The following is a 20,985-nucleotide window of genomic DNA, read 5'->3' on the forward strand; positions in this document are numbered from 1 at the left end:
GCGCTGTGTAACACAACTGAAGCGGGTGTTGCCGAAGGGGCCGGTTCGGCGAACGGTCTATTCGATATTGATTGATGAAAATTTGAAACCAATGATGCTCTGACTGAGACTATCCAGAAAAATCAGGCCAGTACGGTGAATGGTGTCTGTGGATAACACGTAGGCGGCCAGTGGGAGGATAGTTTCGAATGATCACATGTGGGGTGATAAAATGCAAACTATGGCTGTATCCGGCTTGCCGGAATGGGTGCCTGAGGAGGCGTGCCGATATCTTGAACACACCGAAGCGGGCCGTTCGATCCGCAATCTTGCAAAACAGGCGGGCTGCCACCCGTCCACGGTATTGCGACAGGTCCGACGGGTCGAAACCCGACGCGACGATCCGCTGGTCGATGGCGCCTTGGCGTCGCTGGCGGCCCGCCACTACGCCGAAACGATGCCGGGGCCCAGGCCAATGTCGGCCCGTGCTCTGGCCCTGGGCACAGTGCCCGCCTGCGCCGAAGCCTTCGAGAGCGAGGTGGTCGAAATCCTGACCTGTCTGAACCCGCAGGGCGCGGTGCTCGCGGTGGCGGATGGCATGGAGAAAGCGGTTGTCGTGCGGGAGGCGGCAAGCGGTGACAAGAAGGTCGTGGTGGATCGCATCCTGGCCGAGGCCATGGCGCTGCGCGACTGGATCGCCTGTCCGGCGCCGGGGAGGCTCAGCCGCTATCATATCACACCCGAAGGGCGCACCGCGCTCAGCCAGTTTGTGGCCCGCCGCGAGAACCGCGCCCGTTCCCGACTGGAAAGCGCCAGCCTGGCGACGCGCAAGGTTGGTCGCGGTCCGCGTCGTCCACGCCGGGCGCGCTATGGGCTGGGTGAGACGCCGCTGCATATGCTGGCGCGGCTGACGGATCGTGATGGGACGCCGTTTCTGACCAGCGATCTGGTCCGCGCCGGTGAGCGGCTGCGCGAAGATTTCGAACTGGCGCAGGTCGGCGATCATCTGGCGCAATCGGTGGCGCAGTTTGCCGATGGCGATTGCAGTCCGGCCGCCGCCCGGCGTCACCGACCCGGACAGGCGGCGGCAGCCGCCAAACGCCGGGCCTCTGCCGCGCTCAACGCGCTTGGCGAGGGGCTGAGCGACATCGTGATGCGTTGTTGCTGCCATCTGGAAGGGCTGGAGGCGGCCGAACGCCAGCTGGGCTGGTCGGCACGGTCAGGCAAGGTGGTGCTGCGCATTGCGTTGCAACAGCTGAAACTTCATTATGACGCCCAGCAGGCGCAGGATGAGCTTATCGGCTGAACCCATGGCCTGACATAGAAAAACCCGGCGCCATGCGGCACCGGGTTTGCGGATTTTCTCTGGCCGGTCCGGACCTGACCGGGGTCGCGCGGATCAGGCGGCGACCTCAGCCTTGGCGGTTTTCAGGTGCTCCAGAACGGTCTCCGGGGAGGAGACGCCATAGGGATCTTCGCCGTGGTTGTCGCACAGGCCCGGCTCTTCGAACCATGCCTCGACAACACCGTTGTTGACGATGGCTGCATAGCGCCAGGACCGGTTGCCAAAGCCCAGGTTATCCTTGGCCACCAGCATACCCATCTTGCGGGTGAATTCGCCCGACCCGTCGGGGATCACGCCAACGTTCTTCAGGTTCTGGGATTCGGCCCATTTGTTCATCACGAAGCTGTCGTTCACCGACATGCAGTAGATCGCATCGATGCCTTCGGCCTGGAAGTCGGCGAAGCCGTTTTCAAAACCGGGCAGCTGATAGGTCGAGCATGTTGGGGTGAAAGCACCGGGCAGGGAGAACAGCACTACGCGCTTGCCCGCGAAATAGTCAGCGGTGGTTTTGTCTTCCCAGCGGAACGGGTTCGGGCCGCCCACGGATTCGTCGCGAACACGGGTGCGGAAGGTCACGTCGGGCAGTTTTACGCCAGCTTTCATCATCGGCTCCTAGTTGATCAATTCGGTGTCGGGCGGTGACTTATAATAGTTCTAAATCGCCCGCAATGGGGTATTCGCGCGCTGGTGCAGCGGTGTCCGGGTGGCGCCGCATCGCTGTGGTCATGCGCCGCTTTCTGACCGACTCGGAGGCGGGTTTGATCCTGCAATAGCGTGGAAGGCAAAACCGGCGGGCAGGGTTGCAAATTCTGCATTGCGCGCAAATATCTTAATCAAGACAGATTATTACGGCGCAGAGCTGATCCGTTTTGCCGCCGTCGTCAGGTGCAGAACTGGTCGTGCCAAGCGATTGCAACTATGTTACGAAGACCAAAAGACCATTGCCGCAAGGGAACATCGACGTGCGAGATCTGAAAATCCCCGAGCAACGCCACCCGGAAAAGGCGCATCGTCCTGACAATGCTCAGCCGAAGAAGCCGAGCTGGATCCGGGTCAAGGCGCCAGGGGGCAAAGGCTACGCGGAAACGCATAAGATCATGCGTGAGAACAACCTCGTCACGGTCTGTGAGGAAGCCGGCTGCCCGAATGTTGGCGAATGCTGGAGCCAGGGCCACGCCACCATGATGATCATGGGTGAAATCTGCACCCGCGGCTGTACCTTCTGCAATATCGCCACCGGCCGGCCCGACACGCTGGATGCGTTTGAGCCGGGTCGCGTCGCCCATGCGGTGCAGAAACTTGGCCTCAACCATGTTGTGATCACCTCCGTCGACCGCGACGATCTGGAAGACGGCGGTGCAGACCATTTCGCCCAGACCATTCGCGCGGTCCGCCATCGCAGCCCGACAACCACGATCGAAATCCTGACACCGGATTTCCTGAAATGCGCCCCTGAGGTGCTGGAAACCGTGGTGGAGGCCCGCCCGGATGTGTTCAACCACAATCTGGAAACCGTTCCCGGTCTCTATCCCGGTGTCCGCCCCGGTGCGCGCTATTTCCACTCCCTGCGGCTGTTGCAGCGGGTAAAGGAGCTGGACCCTGCGATCTTCACCAAATCCGGCATCATGGTCGGCCTTGGCGAGAATGCGCAGGAGGTAAAGCAGGTGATGGACGATATGCGCGCCGCAGATATCGATTTCCTGACCATCGGCCAATATCTTCAGCCCACGCCAAAGCACCATGCGGTGGACCGTTTTGTGACGCCGGAAGAATTCGAGAGCTATGAGAAAGCCGCCTATGGCAAGGGCTTTCTGATGGTATCGGCGACGCCGCTGACGCGGTCATCTTATCACGCGGGGGATGATTTTGCCCGGCTGCGTGCGGCACGGAACGCCAAGCTCGGCCAGGCATGACACCGGAGCGTCTGGCGCGGCTGACCGGGCTGCGCCATCGTCTGCACCAGATCCCCGAGGTTTCGGGTGCCGAGGAGAAGACGGCGGAGATGGTGGCGCGCTATCTGCACCAATACCGGCCGGACCAGCTGCTGACCGGGCTCGGCGGCCATGGCGTTGCTGCAGTCTATCAGGGCATGGAGGCGGGGCCGACCGTCATGATCCGCTGCGAGCTCGATGGCCTGCCAATCGAGGAGCTGTCGGAGCAGCCCTACAGATCCAGCCATGCCGGGCGTGGCCATCTGTGCGGCCATGACGGCCATATGGTGATGGTCGCCGCGCTGGCAGAGGATCTGGCAGCCCGACGCCCGTCTCGCGGGCGGGTGGTGCTCCTGTTCCAGCCGGCCGAAGAGACCGGCAAGGGGGCCGCTGCGGTGATCGGCGACCCGGCCTTTGCCACTATCGCGCCTGACTACGCGTTTTCATTGCATAATCTGCCGGGGCTGCCGGTTGGGGAGATTGCGCTCTGCGCGGGTGCCGCCAATTGTGCCTCGCGGGGGATGCGGGTGCAGCTAACTGGCCGGACCTCTCACGCGGCGGCGCCGCAGGATGGAATTTCGCCTGCATCTGCCATGGCGCAGCTGCTTCCGGGGCTGGTCGCGCTGGGGGGTGGTGGGGATCTTGGCCCCGATTACGCGCTGGTCACGCTGACCCATGCGCGACTGGGGCAGGCCACGTTTGGCATCGCTCCCGGCGAAGGGGAGGTCTGGGCCACGCTGCGCACGGTGAATGATGCGCGCATGGCGGAGCTGATCACAGCTGCCACGACTTTGGTACAGAGCACCTGCCTTGAGAGCGGCCTTGGCTGTGAGATCAGGTTTGATGATGTGTTCGAGGCCTGCACCAATGACGCCGAGGCGGTGACGCTGCTGCGGCGCGCCTGCACGCGCGCAGGCCATGCAGTTCGGATGCGGGCGCAGCCACAGCGCTGGTCCGAAGATTTTGGCCAGTTTGGCAAGCAGGCCAAGGCAGCTATGTTCTGGCTCGGCTCCGGCCTGGATCAGCCGCAGCTGCACAATCCCGATTATGATTTCCCGGATGCGGCAATCCCGGTCGGGGTTACCATCTTTGCCGAGGTTATCGCCGATATTTTGAGCGATTAGCGTGTTGCAACAGGCCCTTGCGCGGACCTGTTCAACCCGCTCAGGCGTCAGTTTGTCAGGGCTTCGACCAGTGCGACGGCCCCTACGATTGCCAGCGTGTCACGCACCACCTCATAGATGCGGTCATCCTTGCGCACATAGCGGTGGCCGGGAGCCGGTGGTGCCAGACCCCAACGCGCGTAATCGTCGATATAGATATAGTCGCCGCTGATGCGCTCCCGCGTCTTGTGGCGCTTCTTATACTGTTTCTTGATCTGCCCAGGCGCGTAATGGGCGGCGCTGTTATTATGGCCGGGAGCCCATTTTGGCGGCGCCGCATTGGCGATGGTCGGGGCAAGGGCGGGCGTCAGGCTCAGCGCGGCGGCAGTGGCCGCGGCGGCAAGGTATTTCATGGTCATGGCGGATCTCCTCGTGATCTCTGCTTTGACCAAGACATGGGGGAGCCTGCCGGTTTTGGCAAATCGCCTGCGCTGCTTTGTGCTGACCGGGGTGCGACAATCGGCAAGGGGCCGCCGGTTCCCTCGCGCATGAAAAAAGGCGCGGTGTCTGCGCGCCTTTCTCGGTGCCCTGTTAGGTGCTCTGATACCGGCCGGGCAGTTCCGTGCGGCGCTCAGCCCTCATCGGTGAAGCGGACCTTGCCGATGAAGGGCAGGTTGCGGTTGCGCTGCGCGTAGTCGATTCCGTAGCCCACCACAAATTCGTCCGGGATCTCAAAGCCGATCCAGTCAGAGCGGAAATCGACCTCACGCCGTGATGGTTTGTCCAGCAGCGCGATCGACTTCAACCGTGCAGGCTGACGGCTGCGCAGCAGATGGGTGACATGGTTCAGGGTATGACCGGTGTCGACGATATCTTCGACAACCAGCACGTCGCGCCCTTCAATTGCGCCGCGCAAGTCCTTGAGAATGCGCACCTCCCGGCTGCTTTCCATCGCGTCCCCATAAGAGGACGCCTCAAGGAAATCGACCTCGATCGGCAGGTCAAGTTCCCGCACGAGATCTGCGATAAAGACGAAGCTGCCACGCAGCAGCCCCACCACCACCAGTTTGTCGGTGCCCTGAAATTCGTCTTGGATCTCGGCGCAAAGCTCTTCGATCCGGGCCGCAATGGCCTTGGCTGAGATCATCACATCGATGACATATGGCCGCTGTGTCATGGGTGCCCCCTTGAAATTCCCGCGCGTTCATATGACATGACGCCGGATGATCATAGCAGGAAATGCGCCACTCATGCCTACCCATTCAGAAACCCGGCCAATGCCCTACACGGCACAGCAGATGTATGATCTGGTGGCTGATGTCGGGGATTATCCGAAGTTTCTGCCCTGGTGTGCGGCGGCGCGGATCCGTAGCCGGGTGCCGCAGGGGGGCGCGGAGGTGATGGAGGCGGATCTGGTGATCTCCTTCAAGGTGTTCCGCGAGCGTTTTGGCAGCCGCGTGACGCTCTATGCCGAGGATAAGAAGATCGACACCGAATATCTGGACGGTCCGTTTCGCTATATGAAGTCGAACTGGGCCTTTGCCGACCGTGCGGATGGCGGCTGCGACGTGTCCTTCTTCGTGGATTTTGAGTTCAAGAACGCAGTGTTGCAGGGCATTATTGGTGTGGTCTTCAACGAAGCGATGCAGCGGATCGTGCGGGCGTTTGAGCGGCGCGCGGCGGAGCTGTATGGCTGATCAGGAACGCATTGTAAGCTATTGAAAGAAAACGGGCCCGCGATGCGGGCCCGTTTCTTTTTTATGGCGGCTGGTGCTGCGTCGTCAGCTGGTCATGTCATAGGCGCGTTCGCCATGGACGGAGATGTCCAAGCCGTTTGTCTCGGTCTCTGGATCGACGCGCAGCGGGGTGATCGCGGCGGTAACCTTGACCAGAACAACAGTCACAACAGCGGTGAAGATACCGACGATTGCAAGACCGCCCAGCTGTGCCAGCCAGGTGCCCTGACCAAAGAGCGCGATCATGATGGTGCCAAAGATGCCGCCGACACCGTGCACGGCAAAGACATCAAGCGTGTCGTCGATCTTCAGCACATTGCGCACCAGATTCACGGCTTCCTGACAGAGGATACCTGCGACAGCGCCAATCATCAGCGCCTCAACCGGACCGACAAAGCCAGAGGCCGGCGTGATTGAGGCCAGCCCCGCGATGGTGCCGGTGACCAGACCGACCATTGAGGCCTTGCCGTATTTGATCTTTTCCCACAGCGCCCAGGTGAGAGAGGCCGTCGCGGCAGAAATATGCGTCACGGTCAGCGCCATTGCCGCACCGCCGTCGGCGGCCAGCTGCGAGCCACCGTTAAAGCCGAACCAGCCGACCCAAAGCATCGCGGCACCGATGAAGACATAGCCGGGGTTGTGCGGCGGTGTGGTGCGGTTTTTGCGCGGGCCGAGGAAGACGGCGATGATCAGCGCAGCCAGACCGGCGGTTTCATGGACCACGATACCACCGGCAAAGTCGCGCACGCCAGTCTCCCCAAAGATGCCGCCATCGGCCATCATGCCGCCGCCCCAGATCCAATGCACCACCGGCGCGTAGCACAGAAGCATCCAGAGGCCGGAGAAGACCAGCACAAAGCCAAAGCCGACGCGCTCGACATAGGCGCCGACGATCAGCGCGGGCGTGATGATGGCAAAGGTCATCTGAAAGGCAAAGAACAGAACCTCGGGCAGGGTGCCGGAGAGGCTATCGGCGGTGACGCCGGACAGGAACATCTTGTCCAGCCCGCCCCAGATGCCGGACGTGCCGCTGCCAAAGGCGATGGAATAGCCGAAGGCGAGCCATAGAACGCTCATCAAACAGGCAATCGCATAGCACTGCATGAACACGCTGAGCACATTGCGGGCACGGACAAGCCCGCCGTAGAACAGGGCTAGCCCCGGCAAAGTCATAAAGAGGACAAGGGCCGTGGCCACAATAATCCAAGCTGTATCGGCTGCGTTCATCGCCGTTCCTTCCGCATTTCAGGCTGATTTCTATCTGAGGCCTGACAAAGCGGAGTTGCAGCGTTGAAAAAAGCGGCAGGTTTGATGTTGGCGCTAAAAAAGCGGGCTTTTGTCAAAGTGCCGAAAAAATGAGCACAATCGAGGGGGTGCTGCTCAATCTGCGCACAGAATATGAAATTGCGGCAGATGGGCGGTGATTTGCGTCAGCGGGTTCAGAGCACCTGTCGGATCAGTGTCAGCGCATAGTCGCGGGTGGCCCGTCGCACCGCGTCGCGGCCAAGAGCGCCGAAATCGACGGTTTCGACATGGGTGCTGCGGTCCCCGGCTGCCAGCGCAAAACAGACGCGGCCTTCGGGTTTGTGTTCGGAGCCGCCGGGGCCTGCGATCCCGGTCACGGCCACCGCGATATCGACACGGGCGCGGCTGCGGGCGCCTTCTGCCATCTGGATGGCGACCTCCTCGCTGACCGCGCCGAGAGCCTCGAGAGTCGCGGCCTGCACGCCCAACATCTCCTGCTTGGCGCGGTTTGAGTAGGTGACATAGCCCCGATCAACCACCGCCGAGGAGCCGGGCACATCGGTGAGCGCAGCGGCGATCATACCGGCGGTGCAGCTCTCTGCGGTGGCGATGGTCAGGCCTTTTGCGCTGGCCTTGCGGATGATGTCGGACGCGTCCATGGACTTACCTCTGCAATTTACAGGCCCAGTACACCATGGGTGAGACCGGCCAGCGCGGCGACACCGATGGCAGCAAGGATGCCTGCGATAATATCATCCATCATCACCCCTGTGGCCCCTTTCTGACGGTCGGCCCAACCAACGGGGCCGGGTTTCCACACATCAAACAGGCGAAACAGCACAAAGGCGGCTATCCAGCCGGGCCAGAGTGCAGTGATGGCAATGTCATGCGCCCAGGCGGGATAGGAAATCGCCCAGAGGGCAACAAACTGGCCTGCCACCTCATCCAGCACAAATTCGGAAGGATCCATGTTTTCGCGGTTGCGGGTCATCGCCTCCGCCGCCCAGACGCCGACCACCATGCAGATCACGGTTGCCAGCGCCAGCAGGAGGAATCCGCCCAGCTGGTGCAGGACAAAAGCCATAGGCAGCGCTGCAAGCGACCCCCAGGTGCCGGGTGCCGGACGCATGTAGCCGATGCCGCCCACGGTGCCGATCAGAAAGGCGAGGCGCGAGCGTTTCATGATTTCACCACGCAGGCGGTGGCGAGGGCGGCGATGCCTTCGCCGCGACCGGTAAAGCCAAGCCGTTCGGAGGTGGTCGCCTTGATCGAGACGCGGGAGATATCAATCGACAGGATCTCGGCCACCGCCGCGCGCATGGCGGGGGCATGGGGCGTGATCTTGGGGAATTCACAGACCAGCGTGCAGTCCACATTGGAGATCTGATAGCCCTTGGAGCGGGTCAGATCGGCGGCGTGGCGCAGAAAGATATCGCTGGCGGCACCTTTCCATTGGGGATCCGAGGGCGGGAAGTGGCGACCGATGTCGCCCTCTGCCAGCGCACCATAGAGGGCATCGGTGATGGCGTGCAGCCCGACGTCGGCGTCAGAATGGCCCTGAAGCCCGCGATCATGGGCCACGGGCACACCGCAGAGCACGACCTCATCCCCCGGTCCGAACCGGTGAACATCATAGCCATTGCCAAGCCTTACATCCATGTCGCCCCCTAATATGCGCGCAGCCCGGTCAAAGTCCTCCGGGCGGGTGATTTTGATATTGTCTGGGTCGCCCGGAATGATGGCAACGTCAATCCCTGCCGCACGGGCCACGGCCACATCGTCTGCAGCGTCGCCGCCGGATGCGGCAAGCTGGTGGTGGGCGGCGCGGATCTGCGGCAGGTGAAAGCCTTGCGGGGTCTGGGCAGCAAACAGGCCGTCGCGGTTCTCTGTGCCGGTAACCGTCCCACCATCCCCGCGCCACAGCGCATCGGTCACCGCCAGCGCCGGGGCGGCGGCCGGATGGTTATCAAGCGCGGCCATCACATCGCGGATCACCCGGGGAGAGACACAGGGGCGGGCGGCATCATGGATCAGAACCCTGTGGAGCCCGTGCTGATTGAGCAGTTCCACCCCGTTGGCCACCGACTGCGCCCTTGTGCCGCCACCCTTTGTGAGCAGCAGCTCCGCGCGCGAAGCAAACTCCTGCCAGTGATCGGTATCCTCAGCAGCGAGAACGAGGGCAATCCGCTGAACGCCTGCGCGTAGGAAGGCATCAATGGTCCAGTCGATTACCCGGCGTCCCATCAGGGGGCGCCATTGTTTTGCCAGACCGCCGCCGGCCCGCAGGCCCTTGCCTGCGGCAACAATCAACGCTGCGGTTTGGTGGGACGCAGGATCAGCTGCGGTGGAAACCGGCGCGGTGGGTAGGGGGGTAGACGGCATGGGATGGCTCTTTCTTGGGTCGCAAATGTTTAGGAGGTGATGCAAGGGGAGGCAATGGCAGCGCGTCACCCTGGGTAAAGTGCCTAAAAATTAGGCAACTGCCAAAAGAAGCAGCCTTGCCGCCAGGGGTTTCATTGTCGCATAGAGGCTGCTTCGGATAGAAACACCACATATGCACAAGGATTAGGCAGTTGTCCTTCACTCTCGGTTCCACCTCTTTGACCCCTCCCATCGCGCTGGCGCCGATGGCTGGAATCACCGATCGGCCGTTTCGCGATCTGGTGCGCAGCTTTGGTGTCGGGCTGATGGTGAGCGAGATGGTTGCCAGTCAGGAAATGGTGCAGGCCAAGCCCGGCGTGCGTGAACGGGCCGAGCTGAGTGCGGATGTGGAGAATACGGCGGTGCAGATTGCCGGGCGCGATGCCTATTGGATGGCAGAGGCCGCGCGGCAGGTGGAAAGCCGGGGCGCAAAGCTGATTGATATCAATATGGGATGCCCGGCCAAGAAGGTGACCAATGGTTATTCCGGCTCGGCCCTGCTGAAGACACCGGATCATGCGCTGTCGCTGATTGAGGCGGTGGTGGCTGCGGTCTCGGTGCCGGTGACGTTGAAGACGCGGCTTGGCTGGGACGACAGCTGTCTGAACGCCGCCAATGTGGCCTATCGCGCGCAGGAGGCTGGGGTGCAGATGGTCACCATCCATGGCCGTACCCGGTGTCAGTTCTACAAGGGCAATGCAGATTGGCAGGCCATTGCAGCAGTGAAAGCTGCGTTGACGGTTCCGCTGCTGGCCAATGGCGATATCGTGGATACGGCCACCGCCCGCAGTGCATTGGCACTCTCGGGTGCGGATGGCGTGATGATTGGGCGCGGGGCGCAGGGCAAGCCCTGGCTGCTGGCTGAGGTGGCGCATGACATCTGGGGCAGTGCAGCCCCCGATGTGCCGACCGGTTCGGATCTGGTTCAGATGGTCAGCGCTCATTACGAGGCGATGATCGCCTTTTACGGCGTGGATCTGGGCCTGCGGGTCGCACGCAAACATCTGGGCTGGTATATGGATGAGGCCGCCACTCCTGCTCAGCTGCGCCGGGAGGTGCTGACAGCCAAGGACCCCAAGACGGTGCTCAGCCTCCTGCCTTCGGCGCTGACCGGGGGCGCTGGGCCGGATCTTGGACCACAAACCATGGGCGGGCAAGCGGCATGACACAGGCAGAGGGCGGAAAAACCGGCGCAACGCAGGTCGATTGGAACGGTGCAGACAGCGCGCTCTGGGCGTCGCTGCCGATTCCGGCCTTTGTCATAGATCGCGAGGCCCGGATTGCGGATGTGAATTCCGCCGGTGAGGGCTTCCTCAATACCTCGCGCAAGGCGCTGCTGGGCCAGGGCATCTGGCAGCATGTGATCATTGCCCCGGCCATTGACGAGGCGGTGGAGCGCGCCCGCGACAATGGCACGCCGCTGTTTGTGAACGATATCGACGTCGGCACCCCCGGGCGGGCGCCGCTGCAATGCAATGTACAGGTGGCGCGGGTGCAGGGCGTTCAGGGGGGGATGCTGATCCTGCTCTCCCCGCGCGAGCTGGCCGGGCGACTGACGCAGAACCATTCGGCCAAATCCGCCGCGCAATCCGCAATCGGTATGGCCGAGATGCTGGCCCATGAGATCAAGAACCCGCTGGCAGGGATCACCGGTGCGGCGCAGCTGCTGTCCATGGGGCTGTCGGGGGATGATCTGGAGCTGACCGATCTGATCGTGAGCGAAAGTCGGCGGATCGTGAAACTCTTGGAGCAGGTGGAGCAATTCGGCAACCTCTCGGCCCCGGCCTTTCAGGAGGTCAATATCCATGATGTGCTGGACCGGGCGCGCCGCTCTGCGTTGCTGGGGTTTGGCGCGCAGATGACCATCATCGAGGATTACGACCCCTCGCTGCCGATGGCCTGGGGCGATGGGGACCAGCTGTTGCAGGTGGTCCTGAACCTGCTGAAGAACGCAGCAGAGGCCGCCGATCCCGGTGGTGGAACCATTCGCATCCGTACCTTCTATGAGCATTCGTTCCGCCTGCGGCGCAGTGATGGGTCCGGCAAGCTGTTGCCGCTGCAGATTGAGATTTCCGATGACGGTCCGGGTCTGCCTGAGGCGATCCGCGATGATATCTTTGATCCGTTTGTTTCTGGCCGCGAGAATGGCACTGGTCTGGGACTGGCGCTGGTCAGCAAGATCATTGCCGATCATCAGGGCTGGATCACGGTCAGTTCCGAACCCGGGCAGACGGTGTTTCGCCTGTCGCTGTCGCGCGTGCCGACGGCGCCACGCCCGGCACCGTTTCCACATGATCCCAACCATACCGCAGACGCACCCAAGGAGTAGCACATCATGGACGGCACCGTTCTGGTCGCAGATGACGATCGCACTATCCGCACGGTTTTGACACAGGCCCTGACACGGGCCGGGTGCAAGGTGCATGCGACCTCCTCTCTGACGACGCTGATGCGCTGGGTTGGCGAGGGCAAGGGCGATGTCGTCATCTCCGACGTGATGATGCCGGATGGCAATGGGCTGGAGATGCTGCCCAAGATCGCCGATGACCGGCCAGGGCTGCCGGTGATCGTGATCTCGGCGCAGAACACCATCATGACAGCGATCAAGGCGGCTGAGGCCGAGGCCTATGATTACCTGCCCAAACCGTTCGACCTGCCGGAGCTGATGAAGCGGACTGCCAAGGCGCTGACGGAGCGGCGGCAAACGCAGGGGCAGGGGCGTTCGACGCCGCAGGGGGAGGGCGCACGCGATCTCGGCCTTCATAGCGGCGAGACCCATGAGGACCTGCCACTGGTGGGGCGCACCGAGGTGATGCAGACGCTTTACCGTCTGGTGGCGCGGGTGATGAACACCGATATCCCGCTGTTGATCACCGGCGAGAGCGGCACTGGAAAATCCCTGATCGCGCGGTCCATGCATGATCTTTCGGATCGGCGCACCCTGCCGTTTGTCAGGGCTGAGGCGGCTGATCTCGCCTCGCTCGATGGTCCGGCGCAGTTGCTGGCGCAGGCCCGTGGCGGCACGCTGCTGCTGGATGAGCTGGCAGATCTCTCCGAGGAGGCACAGGCACGCGTCGTTCGCATGATGGATGCCCCCGGAGACCACCAGCCGCGTTTCATCGCCACCAGCCAGCAGGATCTGACCGCAGCGATGGAGGCCGGACGGCTGCGACAGGATCTCTATTACCGGATCAGCGGCACGGAGCTCCCCGTGCCTGCGCTGCGGGCGCGGGTGGATGACATTCCGCTGCTTTGCGCGCATTTCCTGACGCGGGCCGAAAATGATGGCGCACCGCACCGCCGGTTGAGCGAGGCAGCGCGCGAACCGCTGCGGCAGTTCCCGTGGCCGGGAAATGTGCGCCAGCTGGAGAATGTGATGCGGCGTCTGGCGCTGACCGCCCGCAGCGAGGACATCAGCCTGGATGAAGTCAACGGTGCGCTGGGCGCGCAATCGGGCGGGGAGCCGCTGGCAGCCAGCGGTGCGGCCCTCAGTACCGAGAAACTGTCGGAATCAGTGGCGCGCCATTTGCAGCGCTATTTCGATCTGCACGGCGATATGCTGCCGCCACCCGGCCTATATGCCCGGTTGATGCGGGAGGTTGAGACCCCTTTGATTGAATTATCGCTCGCGATGACCGGCGGAAATCAGGCAAAATGTGCGGATTTACTTGGTATTAACCGCAATACGCTGCGCAAGAAGATCACCGACCTTGATATTGAGGTGACACGCCGTCGCAAACTGATGTAATATAGCCACAGAACCGTGGCAGATCAGCGTTCGCGCTGGTGACGATCACGATATGTGGCGGTCGGCCAGAATGGTCGCACATCAGGATGGGGACGGTACGTGGCGCAGAGGTCACATCTTCGCTCGGCATACGGGCCATTTGCGGCCCTTGACCGCTGGCGCAGAACCCGCAGGGCACGCAATGTCGGCGCGCTTGGGCTGGTTGTTCTGGGGCCTGTGCTGGCGCTCTCGACATTTCTGATCATCGGCCCGTTCTCGCAAGGGGTCGCCTCGCTGTCGCTGCGGCTGATCCTGCTGGCTGATCTGATCTATGTGCTGGCTGTCGCGGCACTGGTCCTGACGCAGGTTGGGCGGTTGATCGCAGCCCGACGGGCCAAATCCGCGGGCTCCCGGCTGCATCTGCGGCTGATCGGGGCCTTCGCCTTTCTGGCGCTGACGCCCACCGTGATTGTGGCGCTGTTTGCCGGCCTGACCGTGAACGTGGGCCTTGAGGGCTGGTTTTCGGACCGGGTGCGTCAGGTCGTGGGAAGTTCGCTTGCCGCCGCTGAGGCCTATCAGGAGCAGCAGCAGCGCGACCTGTCGGAGGATGCGGTGGCGCTGGCGCGCTATATCGACAACAGCCGGAACCGCAATTTCTTCATCAGCGACGGGCAGCTGCGCCAGGTGCTGACACAGGGGCAATTGCAGATCCAACGCGGCCTTCAGGAGGCTTATGTGGTGGATGGCGCCGGGGCCATCCGGGCCCGTGGCGAACGCTCCTATGAGTTTGACTTTGAAGAGCCGCGCGCCGCTGACATCAGCAAGGCGTCGTTTAACGGGGTTACGCTGATCCAGGACTGGGAAAACAGCGAACTGCGGGCGCTGGTGCGGCTGGATGCGTTTGTCGACCGCTTCCTGTATGTCAGCCGTGATGTGGACGGTGAGTTGCTGAGCCTCCTGGATGACACCAAGGAAACCGCGCATCTCTACCAGCAGCTGGAGAGCGAACGCGGGCGGGTTCTGTTTGACTTTGTGCTGTTGTACCTCGGTTTTGCGGTGATCCTGATCCTTGCGGCGATGTGGCTGGGCATGTGGTTTGCCGAACGGCTGTCGCGGCCTGTCGGACGGCTGACAATTGCGGCGCGCCGGGTCGGTGCGGGCAATCTCAACGTGCAGGTGCCCGAAGACGACGGCGATGACGAGATTTCGCAGCTGGGGCGCTATTTCAACCAGATGACGCTGGAGCTGCGCGAGCAGCGCGACACGCTGCTTGAGAACACCCGCCAGATCGAACGCCGCCGCCGGTTGTTTGATTCCGTGCTGATGTCGGTGACCTCGGGTGTGGTCGGGCTGGACCCTGAGGGGCGGGTGACCTTTGTGAACCGCTCCGCCGAGCGCCTGCTGGATTGGAATGGCGATCGTCAGTCGCTGGCACTGGCTGTGGCCGTGCCGGAGTTTGGGCCGCTGTTTGTGGAATTGAGCGAAACCGGCGCCGATGTGGTGCAGGATGAGGTCAAGGTGACGCGCCAGGGGCAGCTGGAGAACCTGCTGGTGCGGATGTCGCCACGGCGCAGCGAGGAGGGGCGGCTTGAGGGCTATGTGGTTGCCTTTGACGATGTCACCGACCTGGTCAGCGCCCAGCGGATGGCGGCATGGGGCGATGTGGCCCGTCGGATTGCCCATGAGATCAAGAACCCGCTGACCCCGATCCAGCTGAGTGCCGAGCGTATCAAACGCAAATTCGCGCCCAAGCTGGGGGAGGAGAACAGCGATCTCCTGCAATCCATGACAGATGTGATCGTGCGCCAGACCAATGACTTGCGCCGCATTGTTGATGAGTTTTCAAAATTCGCACGGATGCCGGAGCCGGAGCGCCGCGAAGAGGATCTGGTGAAGCTGTTGCGCGATGCGGTGACCCTGCAACGGGCAGGCCAGCCTGATCTGCGCATCACCGCCGATCTGCCCACCGAACCGATGCTTGCCGATCTGGATGCAACCATGATCGGCCAGGCCTTGACCAATCTGATCAAGAACGCGGGCGAAGCCGTTGAAACCCTGAAGCAAAAAGGTGGCGTGCCGGATCTGGATCCGGAAATTCGCATTGCCGTCACCTCGACGAAAACCGGCTATGAGGTCACCATCGCCGACAATGGCATCGGTCTGCCAGAAGACCGTGCCCGTTTGTTTGAACCCTATGTGACCACCCGTGACGAAGGCACCGGTCTCGGCCTGCCGATCGTCAAGAAGATCATCGAAGAACACGGCGGAACGCTGGTGCTGGAAGACGCACCGGTGTTCGAAGGTCAGGCCCATTATGGCGCCATGGCCGTGATCCGCCTGCCTGCCGCACATGAGGCGGCAGCCCCCAATAAGAGTACAGTGAAAGCAGGTCTGACATGAGTGACATTCTGATTGTTGACGACGAACGCGACATCCGTGAGCTGGTTTCCGATATCCTTGAGGATGAAGGCTATGCAACGCGCAAGGCCGGCAGCTCTGAGGAATGCATGGCCGCGCTCAACGCCGAGCCGCCGGCGCTCCTGATCCTCGATATCTGGCTGAAGGACAGCCAGATGGATGGGATCGACATCCTGAAGGTGGTGAAACGCGACAACCCGGAAATCCCCGTGGTGATCATTTCCGGCCATGGAAATATTGAAATTGCCGTCGCCGCGATCAAGCAGGGCGCGTATGATTTCATCGAAAAACCTTTTAATATTGACCAGTTGCTGGTGGTTATTCGCCGCGCGATGGAGGCTTCGAAGCTGCGCCGCGAAAACTCCGATCTGAAGCGTCAGGATGCCGGCGTGAGCGAGATGATCGGGGCCTCTGCGGCCTATCGTGCGCTGATTGGCCAGTTGGACAAGGTGACAAAGTCCAACGGCCGGGTGATGCTGACGGGGCCTGCTGGCAGCGGCAAGGAGATTGCAGCGCGCTATATTCACACCCAGTCCAATCGCGCCTCGGCCCCCTTTGTGACGGTGAACTGCGCCAGTATCGAGCCGGACCGTATGGAAGAGGTGCTGTTTGGTCGGGAAAGCGCCGAACGCGGAGTTGAGCCCGGGCTGCTGGAACAGGCGCATGGCGGCGTGATCTTCTTTGACGAGGTGGCGGATATGCCGCTTGGGACCCAGTCAAAGATCCTGCGGGTGCTGGTGGATCAGCAGTTCCAGCGGGTTGGCGGGGCCGATAAGGTACGCGTTGACCTGCGGGTTATTTCCGCGACAAACAAGGACTTGGAGCGCGAGATTGAGGCGGATCGCTTCCGTCAGGAGCTCTATCACCGCCTGAATGTGGTGCCGATCCCGGTGCCCTCTCTGGCCGACCGGCGCGAGGATATTCCGCTGCTGGCGGATCATTTCATCGCGCATTTCAACCAGAGCCAGGGCCTGCCGCTGCGCAAGCTCAGCGAGGATGCCATTGCCCTGATGCAGACCATGCTGTGGCCGGGCAATGTGCGGCAGTTGAAGAACATGGTGGAGCGGGTTCTGATCCTTGGCGAAAGCAGCGGTCCGATTGAGCCAAAGGATCTGCCCCGCGATGAAGAAGCGGTAGATGACCAGAGCCGCGTTGTGCTTTCCGGGGCGCTGGCGACGCTGCCGCTGCGGGAGGCCCGCGAGGCGTTTGAACGCGAATACCTGCTGACCCAGATCAACCGCTTTGGCGGCAATATCAGCCGCACCGCATCTTTTGTCGGGATGGAACGCTCTGCCTTGCACCGCAAACTGAAATCGCTGGGGGTTGTCACCTCGAACAAGGCAGGCGCGCGGATCGCGCATGTTGAGAAGGAAACCGAAGAGGATATGGTCTGATTCAGGCCATATCCCCTGCTTATCAGTGGGTTGTCAGGGTTTCCTGACTGAAAGCTCGGTACGCCGTGGTTGAGCCTTAGGGCGTCGTCGCCACAATCTGTGGCGACTGACCACGGCGTTCGATCGCACAGGAGGTCTGGCTGAGTTGAGGCAGGGTTGCGGCGCGCCGCGCCCCGACGGCATCCGCCACCGACTGCGGGCAGCGTTTTACGGCGATGTTTTCGTAGCCCTTCGCGGCCATGCAGGACCGCTCGACCCGCTGGCGCAGATCGGCGTTTACGTCCACGGTATAGATGCCGCCATCCTCCCAATAGCCGGCCCGGTGATAGCAACGCCCGTTGCGGCAAACCTCGCCACCGGGGCGAAAGATCGGCGGGTGCTGGCGGATCTGGGTGGCCACAGGGGCGTCGCGCAGGGCGCTGACCTCGCAGGCGAGGAGATCCGCATCGCGCCGGGCCACATCCGCACCGGCGCGGTAATAGACCGGAACCGGGCCACAGGCCGCCAGCGCTGATGTCACCAGCAGTGCGGCAAGCATATGATTTCTTATGGACATCCTTTGATTGTGCGCCAGAACGGGCGGTAAGACAATTGAATTGACCGTTCCGGCGGCTTCTGTCATTCAAAACGCGCGATTTCGCGCAGCAGCGCCCTGAGGAACAAGCACATGAAGGTTATTATCTGTGGCGCAGGTCAGGTCGGCTGGCAGATCGCCCGGCACCTGTCGGGGGAGCACAATGACGTGACCGTGGTGGACAACAATCCCGATCTGGTGCGCCGCGCGACGGATACGCTGGATGTGCAGGGGATTGCCGGGTTTGCCTCCTACCCGGACGTGCTGACCCGCGCCGGTGCCCGTGACGCAGACATGATCATTGCGGCCACACATTCGGATGAGGTCAATATGGTCACCTGCCAGGTGGCTCATTCGGTCTTTTCGATCCAGCGCAAAATCGCGCGACTGCGGTCAAAAAGCTATCTCGAAGCGATTTATTCGGATCTCTACCGCCGCGACCATCTGCCGATTGATGTGGTGATCAGCCCCGAGCGCGAGGTGGCAGCGGCGGCGATGCAGCGTCTTTCGGCGCCTGCCGCCTTTGATACAGAGATGTTCATGGACGGCAAAGCGCAGCTGCTGGGGGTGCAGATTGACGAGGACTGTCCGGTGGTCAACACGCCGCTGCGACAGCTGACGGATCTGTTTTCGACGCTGCGGGCCATCGTTGTGGGCATTCGCCGCGATGGCACCCTGTTTGCGCCAGAGCCGGGAGATCAGCTGTTTGTGGGGGACAGCGCCTATGTGTTTGCCCATGTTGATGACGTGAGCCGCACGATCGAAGTGTTTGGCAAACAACAGAAACGCCAGGATCGCGTGGTGATCGTTGGCGGCGGCAATGTCGGGCTTGAGGTGGCCAAGGCGCTGGAGGCCCGGACTGGGCGCACCCGCGCCAAGATGATTGAGCGGAACCGCAAATGCGCCGAACGCGCCGCCGAGACGCTTGAGCGAACCATCGTGCTGAACGGCGATGGTCTGGATCGCAGCCTGATGATCGAGGCGGGGATCGACCGGGCCGACGCCATGCTGGCGGTCACCGATGACGACAAGGTCAATATGCTGGCCGCTGTGCGGGCCAAGGCCGAAGGCTGCCCGCTGGCGATTGCACTGATCAACGATCCGACGCTGGTGCCGCTGATGGCGCCGCTGGGGATCGACGCCTATATCAATCCGCGGGCCACAACGGTGAGCTCGATCCTGCGCCACATCCGCTATGGCCGGGTGCGACAGGTCTATTCCATCGGCGATGCCGAGGCCGAGGTGATCGAGGCCGAGGTGATGTCGACCTCTCCCATGGCTGGGCAGATGATCCGCGACATCGCGTTCCCCGAAGGGGTGCTGGTCGGCGCCGTTAGCAAGAACGGTAAGGTGATGCGGCCGACCGGAGGAATGCGGATCGAGGAGGGCGATGTGATCGCGCTCTTTGCCATGGCTGCGGATGTGCCGGAGGTTGAGCGCCTGATGCAGGTCTCGATTGACTTCTTCTAACATGGCGCGTCATCGCAAACAGCCGATGGAAAAGACAGGCGGCCTGCTGCGTCTGCCGCTCTTTCTGCTGATCCTGATGGTGGCCGCGCTGGCGATGTGGGTGCCTGCCGTTCACGCGCTGATCCTGGATGATCACCAGACCTCGCGCAGTTTCTTCTATTCCGGTGTGCTGGGATTGATGCTGGTTGTGCTGGTCGGGCTGTCGATGGGCAACCGGATGCCGCGGTACAGCATGCCGGGGCAGCTCACCTCGCTGCTTGCGAGCTTTGCCGTGTTGCCCGCATTCCTGGCGGTTCCGGTGCAGGATGCCCTGGGCAACACCAGCTATCTCAACGCCTATTTCGATATGGTCAGCGCGATCACCACCACCGGGGCGGATGTATTTGCCGATCCCAACCGCCTGCCGCCGAGCGTGCATCTGTGGCGGGCCATGGTGGGCTGGCTGGGTGGGCTGCTGATGTGGGTTGCGGCCTCGGCCATTCTGGCGCCGCTGTCGCTGGGGGGATTTGAGGTGACCGCGCGGGGGGAGCCGGGACGCGGCACCGAGACGCCGCTCCATATGCAGCGGGCTGATCCACGTCGCAAACTGGTGGTGGTGACCAAAACCCTGGCGCCGCTTTATGCCGGGCTGACGCTGGTTCTGTGGATCCTGTTGATCATCACGGGCGAGACCGCCCTTGTTGCGCTGGGACATGCGATGTCGGTGCTGGCCACCTCCGGGATCTCGGCGGTGGGCGGGGTGGAGAATGGTGCCAGTGGCATCGCCGGGGAAATGGTGATGTTCCTGTTCATGTTCTTTGCCCTGTCGCGTCTGACGTTTTCGACCGATACGGTGACCAGCGGCCATAGCCGGTTGGATCGCGACCCGGAGTTCCGCATCGGCCTACTGATCGTCTTTGGCGTGCCTCTGCTGTTGTTCCTGCGCCATTGGATCGCCAGTTTTGATGTCGCAACCACCAGTGATCTGATGCAGGGGCTGCACTCATGGTGGGGGGCGACTTTTACCGTGCTGTCGTTCCTGTCGACCACCGGGTTCGAGAGCGCCGACTGGGAAACCGCCCGCCAATGGTCGGGGCTGGATACGCCGGGCATGATCCTACTGGGGCTTGCGGTGATCGGCGGCGGCGTCGCCACCACGGCAGGCGGGGTGAAACTGCTGCGGGTCTATGCGCTTTATCTGAACGGCTTGCGCGAGATGGAACGGCTGGTGCATCCGTCCTCCGTCAGCAACGAGGGCAAGGGCAATCGGCGACTGCAACGCAACGGGGCTTTTGTTGCCTGGGTGTTCTTCATGCTATTTGCGCTGTCACTGGCGGTGATCAGCATCAGTCTGGCCGCAGTTGGTTCGGATTTCGAACAGGCGCTGATCCTGACCATTGCGACCCTGTCCACAACCGGCCCGTTGACCGAGGTCGCAGGATCCGAACCCATCGCCCTGATCCATCTGACAGCCAGCGCAAAACTGATCCTGTGCTTTGCCATGGTGTTGGGACGGCTGGAAACATTGGCGATCATTGCCCTTATGACACCAAACCTCTGGCGCAGCTGATCAATCATGGTTACCGTGGGTGTCATATGAGTAATTTTCGGGTGGAAACTCCGACTATCTGCGTTCATAGTATTCATTAACGGGGCGCTGGTC

Annotated in this window: 19 protein-coding genes; 11 read left to right on the forward strand and 8 right to left on the reverse strand. The window is 62.1% G+C overall.

Annotated elements, in window-relative coordinates:
• Positions 1–211 precede the first annotated feature (211 nt).
• A complete protein-coding gene (locus tag VWY75_RS16705; protein WP_416538713.1) occupies positions 212–1,285 on the forward strand; it encodes a DUF6456 domain-containing protein in 1,074 nt (357 codons plus the stop codon).
• A gap of 93 nt (positions 1,286–1,378) precedes the next feature.
• Here VWY75_RS16705 and VWY75_RS16710 read toward each other — a convergent pair whose 3' ends face one another.
• On the reverse strand, positions 1,379–1,927 hold the full coding sequence (locus tag VWY75_RS16710) for a peroxiredoxin (protein WP_340545481.1): 549 nt from the start codon (positions 1,925–1,927) through the stop codon (positions 1,379–1,381).
• 359 nt (positions 1,928–2,286) lie between these two features.
• Here VWY75_RS16710 and lipA point away from each other — a divergent pair, with 359 nt between their 5' ends.
• Positions 2,287–3,237 (forward strand): lipoyl synthase, encoded by a 951-nt coding sequence (lipA, locus tag VWY75_RS16715; protein WP_340545482.1) that lies wholly within the window; start codon positions 2,287–2,289, stop codon positions 3,235–3,237.
• Positions 3,234–4,379, forward strand: coding sequence for an amidohydrolase (locus VWY75_RS16720; RefSeq protein ID WP_416538714.1), 1,146 nt, complete (start codon positions 3,234–3,236; stop codon positions 4,377–4,379). The genes lipA and VWY75_RS16720 overlap by 4 nt, the downstream gene beginning before the upstream one ends.
• A 47-nt stretch (positions 4,380–4,426) precedes the next feature.
• Here VWY75_RS16720 and VWY75_RS16725 read toward each other — a convergent pair whose 3' ends face one another.
• Positions 4,427–4,777 (reverse strand): hypothetical protein, encoded by a 351-nt coding sequence (locus VWY75_RS16725; RefSeq protein ID WP_340545484.1) that lies wholly within the window; start codon positions 4,775–4,777, stop codon positions 4,427–4,429.
• Between the two features lie 212 nt (positions 4,778–4,989).
• Complete coding sequence (gene hpt, locus VWY75_RS16730) at positions 4,990–5,535, reverse strand: hypoxanthine phosphoribosyltransferase (protein WP_340545485.1); 546 nt, start codon at positions 5,533–5,535, stop codon at positions 4,990–4,992.
• 73 nt (positions 5,536–5,608) lie between these two features.
• Here hpt and VWY75_RS16735 point away from each other — a divergent pair, with 73 nt between their 5' ends.
• The gene (locus VWY75_RS16735) at positions 5,609–6,055 is read left to right on the forward strand and encodes a type II toxin-antitoxin system RatA family toxin (protein ID WP_340545486.1); all 447 of its coding nucleotides are present in this window, start codon (positions 5,609–5,611) and stop codon (positions 6,053–6,055) included.
• 84 nt (positions 6,056–6,139) lie between these two features.
• Here VWY75_RS16735 and VWY75_RS16740 read toward each other — a convergent pair whose 3' ends face one another.
• The 4 genes from VWY75_RS16740 to VWY75_RS16755 all read right to left on the reverse strand — a co-directional run bounded on the left by VWY75_RS16740 (position 6,140) and on the right by VWY75_RS16755 (position 9,721).
• On the reverse strand, positions 6,140–7,321 hold the full coding sequence (locus VWY75_RS16740) for an ammonium transporter (RefSeq protein WP_340545487.1): 1,182 nt from the start codon (positions 7,319–7,321) through the stop codon (positions 6,140–6,142).
• A 212-nt stretch (positions 7,322–7,533) separates the two neighbouring features.
• Positions 7,534–7,998, reverse strand: coding sequence for a CinA family protein (locus VWY75_RS16745; protein ID WP_416535989.1), 465 nt, complete (start codon positions 7,996–7,998; stop codon positions 7,534–7,536).
• 17 nt (positions 7,999–8,015) lie between these two features.
• Complete coding sequence (locus VWY75_RS16750) at positions 8,016–8,522, reverse strand: phosphatidylglycerophosphatase A (RefSeq protein WP_340545489.1); 507 nt, start codon at positions 8,520–8,522, stop codon at positions 8,016–8,018.
• Positions 8,519–9,721 carry a bifunctional 2-C-methyl-D-erythritol 4-phosphate cytidylyltransferase/2-C-methyl-D-erythritol 2,4-cyclodiphosphate synthase gene (locus VWY75_RS16755; RefSeq protein WP_416538715.1) on the reverse strand — a complete coding sequence of 401 codons (1,203 nt, stop codon included), beginning with the start codon at positions 9,719–9,721 and terminating at the stop codon, positions 8,519–8,521. Before VWY75_RS16755 ends, VWY75_RS16750 begins: the two co-directional genes overlap by 4 nt.
• Positions 9,722–9,912: 191 nt before the next feature.
• Between VWY75_RS16755 and dusB the strand changes: the two genes are divergently transcribed.
• From dusB to VWY75_RS16780, 5 genes are all read left to right on the forward strand, one after another.
• Positions 9,913–10,926: a tRNA dihydrouridine synthase DusB gene (dusB, locus tag VWY75_RS16760; protein WP_416538716.1), complete on the forward strand. Its 1,014-nt coding sequence runs from the start codon at positions 9,913–9,915 to the stop codon at positions 10,924–10,926.
• Positions 10,923–12,089 (forward strand): two-component system sensor histidine kinase NtrB, encoded by a 1,167-nt coding sequence (locus VWY75_RS16765; protein WP_416538717.1) that lies wholly within the window; start codon positions 10,923–10,925, stop codon positions 12,087–12,089. The genes dusB and VWY75_RS16765 overlap by 4 nt, the downstream gene beginning before the upstream one ends.
• A gap of 6 nt (positions 12,090–12,095) precedes the next feature.
• Positions 12,096–13,508, forward strand: a complete 1,413-nt coding sequence (locus VWY75_RS16770; protein ID WP_340545493.1) for a response regulator — start codon at positions 12,096–12,098, stop codon at positions 13,506–13,508.
• A 99-nt stretch (positions 13,509–13,607) separates the two neighbouring features.
• The gene (locus tag VWY75_RS16775; protein ID WP_340545494.1) at positions 13,608–15,887 is read left to right on the forward strand and encodes a sensor histidine kinase NtrY-like; all 2,280 of its coding nucleotides are present in this window, start codon (positions 13,608–13,610) and stop codon (positions 15,885–15,887) included.
• Positions 15,884–17,299 carry a sigma-54-dependent transcriptional regulator gene (locus VWY75_RS16780; protein WP_340545495.1) on the forward strand — a complete coding sequence of 472 codons (1,416 nt, stop codon included), beginning with the start codon at positions 15,884–15,886 and terminating at the stop codon, positions 17,297–17,299. The genes VWY75_RS16775 and VWY75_RS16780 overlap by 4 nt, the downstream gene beginning before the upstream one ends.
• 76 nt (positions 17,300–17,375) lie before the next feature.
• On the opposite strand, the gene VWY75_RS16785 is transcribed toward VWY75_RS16780, so the two are convergent.
• Complete coding sequence (locus VWY75_RS16785; RefSeq protein WP_374015281.1) at positions 17,376–17,837, reverse strand: hypothetical protein; 462 nt, start codon at positions 17,835–17,837, stop codon at positions 17,376–17,378.
• Between the two features lie 129 nt (positions 17,838–17,966).
• Here VWY75_RS16785 and trkA point away from each other — a divergent pair, with 129 nt between their 5' ends.
• Both trkA and VWY75_RS16795 read left to right on the forward strand, forming a co-directional pair.
• Positions 17,967–19,343: a Trk system potassium transporter TrkA gene (trkA, locus tag VWY75_RS16790; RefSeq protein WP_340545497.1), complete on the forward strand. Its 1,377-nt coding sequence runs from the start codon at positions 17,967–17,969 to the stop codon at positions 19,341–19,343.
• Position 19,344: 1 nt separating this feature from the next.
• A complete protein-coding gene (locus VWY75_RS16795; protein WP_340546316.1) occupies positions 19,345–20,892 on the forward strand; it encodes a TrkH family potassium uptake protein in 1,548 nt (515 codons plus the stop codon).
• The last annotated feature ends 93 nt before the right edge of the window (positions 20,893–20,985 follow it).

This window comes from Phaeobacter sp. JH20_08, assembly GCF_048056635.1.
Taxonomy (GTDB): Bacteria; Pseudomonadota; Alphaproteobacteria; order Rhodobacterales; family Rhodobacteraceae; genus Phaeobacter; species Phaeobacter bryozoorum.